This is a genomic window from Pseudomonas sp. BJa3 (assembly GCF_026343815.1).
In the GTDB taxonomy this organism is placed as follows: domain Bacteria; phylum Pseudomonadota; class Gammaproteobacteria; order Pseudomonadales; family Pseudomonadaceae; genus Aquipseudomonas; species Aquipseudomonas soli.
Genome location: NZ_JAOXMC010000018.1, coordinates 23,247 through 33,189 on the forward strand (window position 1 = coordinate 23,247; position 9,943 = coordinate 33,189).

The window sequence follows — 9,943 nt, forward strand, 5'->3', positions numbered from 1 at the left end:
CGCGATTCGCTGCAAGCTCGGGTTTGCCCCCGCTTGCAGGGGCATGGGGTGCATCAGGGCACGATGTTCTTCAGTGACAGGTGGCGCGCGTACCAAGGGCGTTGCGGCACCTTGCGCAGCAGGCCATCGAGCTTTTCCTCGTTACCGAACGTAATACGCAGGGCCAGCTTCATGGTCTCCACATCCATCTCCACCGACTTACCCAGGCGCATGCCTGGCTGGGTGCTGCAGCCATGGGTGTCCGGGCCCAGCCACGGGTCGCCGGCTTCGACCCAGCGACCTGGGGCGAACCAGGGCACGCCATTGACCTCCAGCCGCCGTACCTGGCCGGGGTGGTAGCGTTCATGGGCACGGAACCAGTCGTCGATGCGGTCGTCGATCCAGCCATGGAAACCCCAGAACACCGGATTGACATGGGACGAGAACGGGTCGCCGAGAAAGTCGTTTTCGGGCTCGAACCAGCGCGCGGCAAAGTCGGCCTGGTCACGGGCGAAAGGCACCGGCGCGCCATTGTTCGGATCACGCGGCACCGACGCCCAGCACATGTGCAGCCAGTCGTGCAGGTTCATCTCCAGTTCCGAACCGAAGGCGCCCAGGGTCAGCTTCGACAGGTACAACGGGTCCTGGTACTGCGACTCCCACACCTGGAAGTTGCTGCAATAGGTTTCGCCGGCCTTGATCGCCCCGACCCACTGACCATAGGCCTCGTCACCCGGCGCCTGCCAGGTCGGCGGCACACAGTAGCCGTCATGGTTGTCGAAATAGCGGGCAAAGCCTGCGCGATCGAACTCGACGCTCGGCTGCGGCAGCGGGAAGCGCTGCCAGGAGGGCAAGTCTTGCAAGGTGCGTGCATACATCAGCATGTGCCGGTGCATGAACAGGAAATCGATACCCGAGCCATTGCGGTGCTTGCGCGGGCCCCGGGCATCGCGCTCATGGTCTCTGGGCCCCGGCTGCCAGCCCAGGCCACGCAGGGCGTCCTGCTTGTTCCGCGGCAGCTTGTGCCACTGGTCACGGGTGGCATGCCAGAGCTGATGGAACAAGCGGTGTTCGGCACCGACCACCCAGGCCAGCATCTCGGGGGTATACGGCAGGCGCTCACGGGCCTCGGGGAACAACCGCTTGACCGCGACGAAGCGGCTGTCGGGCACAGGCAGGGTCAGCGGCCGATCCAGACGCTGCACGCGCCCGCTCAGCGTGCCGCTGCCGGCATTGGCGAACTCGGCCCAGACTTCGTCAAGGCTGGCCACGCACTCGTAGCCCGGCCCACCGTGCTGATTGACCAAGCGCCAGCGCACCTGGGCGCTGCTGGCGCCGACCAGGTCGCCCAGTACGCGGTAGGTCGGCTCGCCAGCCCCACGCAAACGCTCGCCGGTATCGACGAAACCGCGCAGGCCGCGCCCCTTGGTGGCGACGTCGAGGAACATCTCGACACCTTGCTGGGGCAGCCCATCCAGGCCGCGCTCGGCACCCTCGAAGCGGATATCCCAGACGCCGCGCAGTTGGTCCGCCAGCACCTGGCCTGCGTAGTCGGCCAGCTCGACACTGGCCTCGCCTGGCGTGACGATGTCGTCCTCGGGGTCGTGGGTCAGTTGCTTGTGCGCGTAATAGGCCGCCGTGCCTGTGGCGCCCGCCACAGCCAGGCCGGCGATGAATCCTCGTCGGGAAATTGTCATTGCGCCTCAATCCGTCTTCGCGTGCCGCGACTGCTATCCAAGCTAGAACGTAGGTGGGCCAGGGAAATTTAGGCGCGGCACACACCGGCTAATTAACCGCGCATTGCGCTCGTCTGATGGGTATCTCCCGCTGACAGAGGCATGCCCATGACCTCCCCGCTTGCCCGCCTGGCACCTGCTGCCCAGGCAACGCCCTACCGGCTCTTCGACCTCGACCTCAAGGCCATCGAACCCCTGAGCCCCTCACTGACGCGCTTCGTCTTCACCGGCGAGGACGTCGCGCAGATGACCACCCTGGCCCCCGACCAGCGCGTGAAGTTGCTGTTCCCGACACCCGCCGGCGCGCCATCCAACCTGCCCAAGCAAGCGCAATGGCAGCAGGCGCGGCGCGAACTGCCGGCGCGAGACATGCCGCCCATGCGCACCTACACCATCCGCGCCCTGCGCCGCGAGGCGCTGGAGGTGGATGTGGACTTTGTCCTGCACGGCGTCAATGGCCCGGCATCGGCCTGGGCCACCCATGCCCGCGTCGGCGACCGCCTGCAGATGGTCGCCCCCAACCTGGCGTATGCCGACGACCCCGGCGGCTATGAATGGAAACCGCCACGCAGCGCCCGGCGCATTCTGCTGATCGGCGACGAAACCGCCCTGCCGGCGATTGCCGGCATCCTCGAACAAATAGCCACGACCGCGCCGGAGCTGGCAGTCGAAGCCTTCATCGAAGTCCCGTTGGAAGCCGACTGTCTCGACCTGCGCCAGAGCCCGGCTACCCGCCTGCACTGGCTGCCACGCGACCTGCTGCGCAGCGAGCACGGCCAAGGCATGCAGCACGCCGTGCGCGAGCTGGCCAGCCTGCCGGCGCTGCGTGGCGCGTCGACGGTCGAGCTGGAAGACGTGGATATCGACGAAAGCATCCTGTGGGAACAGGCCTGCGGCGAACACGGCGACTTCCATGCCTGGATCGCCGGGGAGTCGGGGACTGTCATGGATATCCGCCGCTACCTGATCAAGGAGCGCGGACTGCCGCGAGAAAGCCTGACGCTGATGGGCTATTGGCGCGCCGGGCGCGTGTTCGACTGAACATGAACAGGGGCGCCTTGCGCCCCATCGCAGGCTTACCGGCGATGGGGCCCTGACCAGCAATAGACCAAGGGGCTGAACACAGCCCCCGAATATCAACCGGCCTTGACCGCCGCCGCTACGGCTTCGGCAAATCTGGCGGCCACTTCATCGATCTGCTCGGCACTGATGATCAACGGCGGCAGGAAGCGCACCACAGCACCATGGCGGCCACCCAGCTCGAGAATCAGGCCGCGGCGCAGGCACTCGCGCTGCAGCTTCGGCGCCAGGCTGCGGCATGCCGGCGGATGCCCCTGCGCGTCGCGCTTGCCCGCCGGGTCCACCAGCTCCACGCCCAGCATCAAGCCACGGCCACGAATGTCGCCCAGCTGCGGATAGTCCTGCTGCAACCGTTGCAGGTGCCCACGCAAGCGTTGGCCCATGGCCTCGGCGTGCTCGCACAGGCGATGCTCTACCAGGTACTTCATCACCGCAGAGCCCGCCGCCATGGCCATCTGATTACCACGGAAAGTGCCGGCATGGGCGCCCGGCGACCACTGGTCAAGCCAGTCGCGATAGACCATCACCGCCAGTGGCAGGCTGCCGCCGATGGCCTTGGACAGGGTAACCACGTCAGGCACGATGCCGGCGTGCTCGAAGGCGAACATCTTGCCGGTGCGGGCGAAGCCGCTCTGGATCTCGTCGACGATCAGCGCCACCCCGGCCTGCTCGGTGATCCGACGCAGCCCGCGCAACCACTCGATATCGGCAGGGATCACACCGCCCTCGCCCTGCACCACCTCGACGATCACTGCAGCCGGCAGCGCCACCCCGGCTTCGGGGTCGTTCAGCAGGTTCTCCAGGTAGTGCAGGTTGGCGCGCACGCCCGCCTCGCCACCCAGGCCGAACGGGCAACGGTAGTCATAGGGGTAAGGCAGGAACTGCACGCCATTGTTCAGCAGCGCGCCAAGGGGCTTTTTCGGCCCAAGGCTGCCCATCAGGCTCAGGGCGCCCTGGGTCATGCCATGGTAGGCGCCCTGGAATGCCAGCACGGTGCTGCGCCCGGTCACGGTACGCACCAGCTTGAGCGCGGCCTCCACCGCATCGGTGCCGGTCGGGCCGCAGAACTGGATCTTGGCTTCACCGCGCAGGCCCTCGGGCAACAGGCCGAACAGGTCCTGGACGAACTGGTCCTTGACCGGCGTGGTCAGGTCCAGGGTATGCAGTGGCAGCTCGTCGGCCAGCACGCGCTGGATGGCATCGATCACCACCGGATGGTTGTGGCCCAGGGCCAGCGTGCCGGCACCGGCCAGGCAGTCGATGAACTGGCGGCCCTCGACGTCCTCGACGTACAGGCCACGGGCGCGCTTGAGCGCCAGCGGAATGCGCCGCGGGTAGCTACGGGCGTTGGACTCCTGCTGTTGCTGGCGCAGCAGCAGCGGTGAGTCCTCGAATTCATACAGCGGGCGCGGCGCGGTGGCCGGCAGCACCTGGGCAAGGCTGGAAGCGGTCGACATCGGAAAATCCCTCGCAAGCAAGCGAATGTGCCCGCCACGCGCCCTGTAACCGGATGTGTGTCGGGTTCTTATCGCTTGAAAAACGCTTCAGCGAGGTGCGGATTTAGCGGTTGCCGTCGGATTTGTTGCGGATCAACCCCCTGAGCGTGCCGGCACCTGCAGGCGCACCCGCAAGCCATCGGCCTGGCTGTCGAAACGCAGGCTGCCGGCACAGCGCTGGACGATGGCCTGGACGATCGCCAGCCCCAGGCCGCAGCCGCCGCTCTGGCCGTTGCGCCAGAAACGCTCGGTCAAGTGTTCGAGATCGCCCTGCGCGATGCCCGGGCCATGGTCGCGGACGAGGAAGTCCACCTGGCCGTCCTGCGCCTGCACATCCAGCTCCACGGCGGCATCGCCGCCATGGCGCAAGGCGTTGTCCAACAGGTTGCGCAGTGCCGCCACCGCCAGCGGCGCCGGCATGCTCAGGTAGACCTTGGCCGCCTCCTCGGGCAGATGCAGGTGAATGCGCCGGTTGTCGCCGCCACCGGCATCCTCGATGGCCTGTCGGGCAACCTGGGCGGCACTGCACTGCACGCCGTCATCGAACGACAGGCTGCCCTCGACCCGCGCCAGCATCAGCAATTGCTCCAGCGTGCGATGCATGCGGTCGGTACCCTGCTCGGCGTGTTCCAGGGCCTGTTCGCGCACCGCGCCGTCAGTCATGCGCGCCACCTGCAGGTGGGTCTTGATCGCGGTCAACGGGCTGCGCAGTTCGTGGGCGGCGTCGTCGGTCAGGCGGCGTTCACGCTCGAGGGTCTGGGCGATGCGCAGGAACAGCTGGTTCTGGGTGTCGAGCAACGGTTGCAGCTCGCTGGGCAAGCCGGCCACCTGCAGGGGTTCGACACTGTCTGCGCGGCGCCTGCGCAAGGCATCGCGCATCCGATTGAGCGGTTCCAGGCCTTTGCCAAGGCCGATCCACAACAACCCCAGGCTACCCAGCAGAGCCATCAGCACCGGTGCCGAGGCCGCCAGCAGGATCGACTGGTTCAGCGCCTCGCGCTCCTGGTGACGGTCGGCGGTGGTGATGCGCACATCGCCATGGTTATAGGTGAAGGTACGCCATGAGGCGCCATCGATGGTCTGGTCACGGAACCCGCTGCGCTCGTCGTCCATGGCGCCATCGTGCTTGTGATTGCTGGCGAGGATTTCGCCGCGCAACGAGCTGACCTGGCAAGCCATGCCATCCGGCACGCTGAACTGGTCGGCGGAGAAATGCGCATCCTGGCCCTTGGCGGTCAGCGGCTGCGGCAACTGGTCGATCAGCCCCGCGACCATGCGTGCCGAGGCCACCAGCCGCTGGTCGAGGGAGAACATCATCTGTTGGCGCAGGTCACGCAGCATCCACGCTGCCGCCAGCACCCAGATGACGATGAACACGCTGCCAAGGATCAGCGACAGGCGTACCCGCAGGCTCATGTTGCGGCCTCCTCCGGCGCCTGGGCCGGGCCCAGGCGGTAACCCAGGCCGCGCACGGTCTCGACGATGCTGTTGCCCAGCTTGCGCCGCAGGTGGTGGATATGCACGTTCAGCGCATTGCTCTCGACTTCGTCGCCGAAACCATAGACGCAGTCCTTGAGCTGCTCGCTGGAGAGCACGCGCCCCGGGTTCTGCAGCAACGCCTGGAGCAGCGCCTGTTCGCGCCGCGACAGGTCCAGTGGCCGCCCAGCCAGGCTCGCCTCGCAACTGCTGGGGTCGTAGCGCAGCGGACCATGCTCGATCACGTTCACCGCCCGCCCGGCCACCCGGCGCAGCAGGGTGTGCAAGCGGGCGGCCAGTTCGCGCAGGTCGAAGGGTTTGAGCAGGTAGTCGTCGGCGCCGGCCTGCAGGCCATCGACCCGGTCGGTGACCGCGTCACGGGCGGTGAGCACCAGCACCGGCAGGATCTCGCCCTGCTGGCGCAGGCGGCGCAGCAGCTTAAGGCCGTCTTCGTCGGGCAGGCCCAGGTCGAGGATCATCACGTCGAACTTGGCGGTCTGCAGCATCTGCCGGGCCTGCGAGGCGCTGGCCACCCGGTCCACGGTCAGGCCTTGGGCCGAGAGGCCGGCGCAGATGCCGCTGGCGATCAGGTCGTCGTCCTCGCAGAGCAGAACGTGCATGGGGAGCTCCTGGGTGGGGAAGATGGCATTGCACAGGTTCATCATTAAGGGGGGATTATGAACCGGTTTGGCGACGTTCGTCGGGCTGATAGCATCGAGCGCTGTAACTCTCCCACCAATGGTCCTAGGACCAGCTTAACCTTCAGTTAATACCCCAAGGCCAGCATGGCCTCCTTCAAAGTTCTGCCAAGGCGTCGACATGCGTGTTCTCCTGCTTTTCCTGACATTCCTGCTCGCCGGCCCTCTACAGGCCAACCCGTTCGCGGTCAAACCGGACTTCCTGCCAGTGAACGAAGCCTTCGTGCTGACCCACGACCGCCTGGAAAACGGCCAGATGCGCCTGCATTTCCAGATCAAGGACGGCTACTACCTTTACCAGAAACGCCTGAAGTTCGACGGCCTGCCCCCCGAGCAGCACCCGCCCCTGCCCCAGGCCGAGAACCACCACGACGAGTTCTTCGGCGACAGCGCGGTCTACCGCACCGAACTCGAGCTGCTGCTGCCGGCCAACGCCAGCGGTGAACTGCGCCTGGGCTGGCAAGGCTGCGCGGACGCAGGGCTATGCTATCCGCCACAGACCACCCCGATCGCCCTTGGCGGGGCGGCTGCGGCAACGCCGGCTGCCGACCAGGCCAGCGACCAAGCCCTGGCCGGCACCCTGCAACACGACAGCCTGGCCTGGAGCCTGCTGGCCTTCTTCGGCCTGGGCCTGCTGCTGGCCTTCACCCCCTGCTCGCTGCCGATGCTGCCGATCCTCGCCGGGCTGGTCCTGGGCAATGGCGCCAGCGCTCGCCGTGGCTGGTGGCTGGCCGGCGTCTATGTGTTGAGCATGGCCCTGGTGTACGCCGCACTCGGCGTGATTGCCGCGCTGCTGGGCGCCAGCCTGCAGGCCTGGCTGCAACAACCCTGGCTGCTGGGTAGCCTGGCCGGGCTGTTCGTGCTGCTCGCCCTGCCGATGTTCGGTGCCTTCGAACTGCAACTGCCCGCCGCCCTGCGTGACCGCCTGGACCGCGCCGGCCAAGGCACCCGTGGCGGCAACCTGTACGGAGCGGCGTTACTGGGCGCCCTGTCGGGCTTGCTGCTGGGCCCCTGCATGACCGCGCCACTGGCCGGCGCGCTGCTGTTCATTGCCCAGAGCGGCGACGTGCTGCAAGGGGCACTGGTGCTGTTCGCCCTCGGCCTGGGCATGGGTGTCCCGCTGTTGCTGCTGGTCACCCTGGGCAATCGCTACCTGCCACGCCCGGGCGCCTGGATGAACCTGGTCAAGGGCTTGTTCGGCTTCGTGTTCCTGGCCATGGCCCTGTACACCGTGCGCGGCCTGCTGCCGGAAACGCTGGTACTGGCCCTGGCTGGCGCCTGGTTGATCGCCCTGGGCTGGGCCGCCTGGCCTGCCCTGCAGCGTTTGCCCGCCTTGCGTGCGATCCCCCTGCTGGGCGCGCTGTGGGGTGGCCTGCTGCTGGTGGGCGCCGCAGCCGGTGGCAACGATGTGTGGCAGCCTTTGCAGCCTTTTGCCGGCAAGAGCACGGCCCCCGCCAGCGGCCACGACGCCTTTGTCACCGTCAGCGCTCCGGCCGAGCTGCAACGTGAACTCGATGCCGCCAAAGCCCGTGGCCAATGGGTGCTGGTGGACTATTACGCCGACTGGTGCGTGTCATGCAAAGTCATGGAGAAGCAGGTGTTCGCCCGTGCCGATGTCCAGGCCAGCCTTGACGATGTGCACCTGCTGCGCCTGGATGTGACCGCCGACTCCCCGGCCAGCCGCGAGCTGCTGCAACGCTACCAGGTCCCGGGCCCGCCCAGCCTGATCTGGGTCGGCCCGGAGGGCGAGGAACGTCGCGCCCGCCGCATCACCGGTGAAATCGACGCCGCCGGGTTCCTCCAGCACTGGGCCCAGACCAGGAGCCAAGGCTGATGCTCACCATCACCCTCGGGCCGCTGACCATGGCCCTCAACCACCTGCTGCTGCTTGCCGCACTGGGCATCGCCAGCCTGGTCGGCTGGCGGGTCGCAAGGCGCGGCGGCGAAAACCCCGAGTCGGCGCTGTTCAACCTGTTCCTGCTGGGCTTGCTGTTCGCCCGCCTGGGTTTTGTCCTCACCTACTGGCCGATGTACCGTGACGACCCGCTGCAGATCATCGATATCCGCGACGGCGGCTTCCTGCTCTGGGGCGGGCTGCTGGGCATCGTCCTCGGCACCTTGTGGCAAGGATGGCGCCGCCCGGGCCTGCGCCGCCCGCTGGGCTGGGCGCTGTTCAGCGGCGCCCTGTTCTGGGGGTTGGCCAGCCTGGCCAGCCACCTCTACAGCAAAGGCACCGAGCTGCCCGACATGAGCCTGCGCGACAGCCGCGGCCAGGCGGTGGCCCTGCACGACTACCGCGGCCGCCCGCTGGTGATCAACATCTGGGCCACCTGGTGCCCACCCTGCCGCCGCGAGATGCCGGTGCTGCAACAGGCCGAGGACGACTATCCCCACGTGACCTTCCTGTTCGTCAACCAGGGGGAGACCCCCGAGAACGTTAGCACCTTCATGGCCACCACCGGCCTGACCCTCTCCAACGTGCTGTTCGACGGCACCGGCGAGCTGGCCCGCAAGGTCGGCTCCATGGCCCTGCCCACCACCCTGTTCTACAACGCCGAAGGGCGGCTGGTCGGCAGCCACCTGGGCGAACTGTCGCGCGCCAGCTTGCGCCACGCCCTGGAACCCTTCGAACGCGCCAACGCGCCCGCCCCACAAGGAAACTGACATGCGATTGAATGCGCTGCTGCCCCTGACCCTCGCCCTGCTCGCCGCCCCCTCGCTGCAAGCAGAGGAACTGCCCAAGGCGATCCAGCAACTGCAAGCCAAGGGCGCCGTGATCAAGGGCAGCTTCGACGCCCCCAATGGGCTGCGCGGCTATGCCGCCGAGTTCCACAACAACGGCATCGCCCTGTACCTCACCCCCGACGGCAAGCACGTGCTGGTCGGCAGCCTGTTCGACGAGCAAGGCAAGGACCTCAGCGCCGAGCCACTGGAAAAACTGGTGTACGCACCGATGAGCAAGGCCGTGTGGGCGAAGATGGAAAAGACCGCCTGGATCCAGGACGGCAAGGTCGACGCGCCGCGTACCGTCTACCTGTTTAGCGACCCCAACTGCCCCTACTGCAACATGTTCTGGCAACAGGCCCGTCCTTGGGTCGAGTCAGGCAAGGTGCAGCTGCGCCACATCATGGTCGGCATCATCCGCGAGGACAGCCCGGGCAAGTCCGCCGCGCTGCTCGCCGCCAAGGACCCGGCCAAGGCCTTGCAGGAACACGAGAAGGCCGGCAAGGCCAGCACGCTCAAGGCACTGGACAAGGTGCCGGAGGCGGTACAGAAGAAGCTCGAGGCGAACCTGGCGCTGATGGAGGAACTGGGCCTGGCGGCAACCCCGGCGATCTTCTATCAGGACGAGCAGGGGCAGCTGCAGAGCCAACAAGGCGCCCCGCGGCCGGAAATGCTCGGGAAGATCCTCGGCAAACGCTGAAAACCATCGCGGGGCAAGCGGCACAGAGTCGATGCGACTTGCCCCGCGATGACC

8 protein-coding genes are annotated in these 9,943 nt (G+C 67.2%); 4 read left to right on the forward strand and 4 right to left on the reverse strand.

Features of this window, described 5'->3' with window-relative positions; translation table 11 throughout:
• Positions 1-53: 53 nt before the first annotated feature.
• Positions 54-1,676 (reverse strand): twin-arginine translocation signal domain-containing protein, encoded by a 1,623-nt coding sequence (locus tag OH705_RS21015; protein ID WP_038705724.1) that lies wholly within the window; start codon positions 1,674-1,676, stop codon positions 54-56.
• Between the two features lie 147 nt (positions 1,677-1,823).
• On the opposite strand from OH705_RS21015, the gene OH705_RS21020 reads away from it, so the two are divergent.
• Positions 1,824-2,756: a siderophore-interacting protein gene (locus tag OH705_RS21020; RefSeq protein ID WP_267302883.1), complete on the forward strand. Its 933-nt coding sequence runs from the start codon at positions 1,824-1,826 to the stop codon at positions 2,754-2,756.
• A 95-nt stretch (positions 2,757-2,851) separates the two neighbouring features.
• Here OH705_RS21020 and OH705_RS21025 read toward each other — a convergent pair whose 3' ends face one another.
• From OH705_RS21025 to OH705_RS21035, 3 genes are all read right to left on the reverse strand, one after another.
• Positions 2,852-4,252, reverse strand: a complete 1,401-nt coding sequence (locus tag OH705_RS21025; protein ID WP_094010580.1) for an aspartate aminotransferase family protein — start codon at positions 4,250-4,252, stop codon at positions 2,852-2,854.
• A gap of 132 nt (positions 4,253-4,384) precedes the next feature.
• A complete protein-coding gene (locus OH705_RS21030; RefSeq protein ID WP_038705722.1) occupies positions 4,385-5,707 on the reverse strand; it encodes an ATP-binding protein in 1,323 nt (440 codons plus the stop codon).
• Entirely contained in the window at positions 5,704-6,387 is a 684-nt protein-coding gene (locus tag OH705_RS21035; RefSeq protein ID WP_038705721.1) for a response regulator transcription factor, read from the reverse strand. The genes OH705_RS21030 and OH705_RS21035 overlap by 4 nt, the downstream gene beginning before the upstream one ends.
• Positions 6,388-6,586: 199 nt before the next feature.
• Here OH705_RS21035 and dsbD point away from each other — a divergent pair, with 199 nt between their 5' ends.
• The 3 genes from dsbD to dsbG are packed head-to-tail and all read left to right on the forward strand — an operon-like array spanning position 6,587 to position 9,889.
• On the forward strand, positions 6,587-8,299 hold the full coding sequence (gene dsbD / locus OH705_RS21040; RefSeq protein WP_267302884.1) for a protein-disulfide reductase DsbD: 1,713 nt from the start codon (positions 6,587-6,589) through the stop codon (positions 8,297-8,299).
• Positions 8,299-9,129, forward strand: coding sequence for a TlpA family protein disulfide reductase (locus tag OH705_RS21045; protein ID WP_267302885.1), 831 nt, complete (start codon positions 8,299-8,301; stop codon positions 9,127-9,129). Before dsbD ends, OH705_RS21045 begins: the two co-directional genes overlap by 1 nt.
• Position 9,130: 1 nt before the next feature.
• Positions 9,131-9,889 (forward strand): thiol:disulfide interchange protein DsbG, encoded by a 759-nt coding sequence (gene dsbG / locus OH705_RS21050; protein WP_267302886.1) that lies wholly within the window; start codon positions 9,131-9,133, stop codon positions 9,887-9,889.
• The last annotated feature ends 54 nt before the right edge of the window (positions 9,890-9,943 follow it).

Coding starts and splice junctions, on each gene's coding strand:
- OH705_RS21025 (WP_094010580.1), bottom strand. CDS start 4,252: ATGTCGACCGCTTCCAGCCTTGCCCAGGTGCTGCCGGCCACCGCGCCG.
- OH705_RS21030 (WP_038705722.1), bottom strand. CDS start 5,707: ATGAGCCTGCGGGTACGCCTGTCGCTGATCCTTGGCAGCGTGTTCATC.
- dsbD (WP_267302884.1), top strand. CDS start 6,587: ATGCGTGTTCTCCTGCTTTTCCTGACATTCCTGCTCGCCGGCCCTCTA.
- OH705_RS21020 (WP_267302883.1), top strand. CDS start 1,824: ATGACCTCCCCGCTTGCCCGCCTGGCACCTGCTGCCCAGGCAACGCCC.
- OH705_RS21035 (WP_038705721.1), bottom strand. CDS start 6,387: ATGCACGTTCTGCTCTGCGAGGACGACGACCTGATCGCCAGCGGCATC.
- OH705_RS21045 (WP_267302885.1), top strand. CDS start 8,299: ATGCTCACCATCACCCTCGGGCCGCTGACCATGGCCCTCAACCACCTG.
- OH705_RS21015 (WP_038705724.1), bottom strand. CDS start 1,676: ATGACAATTTCCCGACGAGGATTCATCGCCGGCCTGGCTGTGGCGGGC.
- dsbG (WP_267302886.1), top strand. CDS start 9,131: ATGCGATTGAATGCGCTGCTGCCCCTGACCCTCGCCCTGCTCGCCGCC.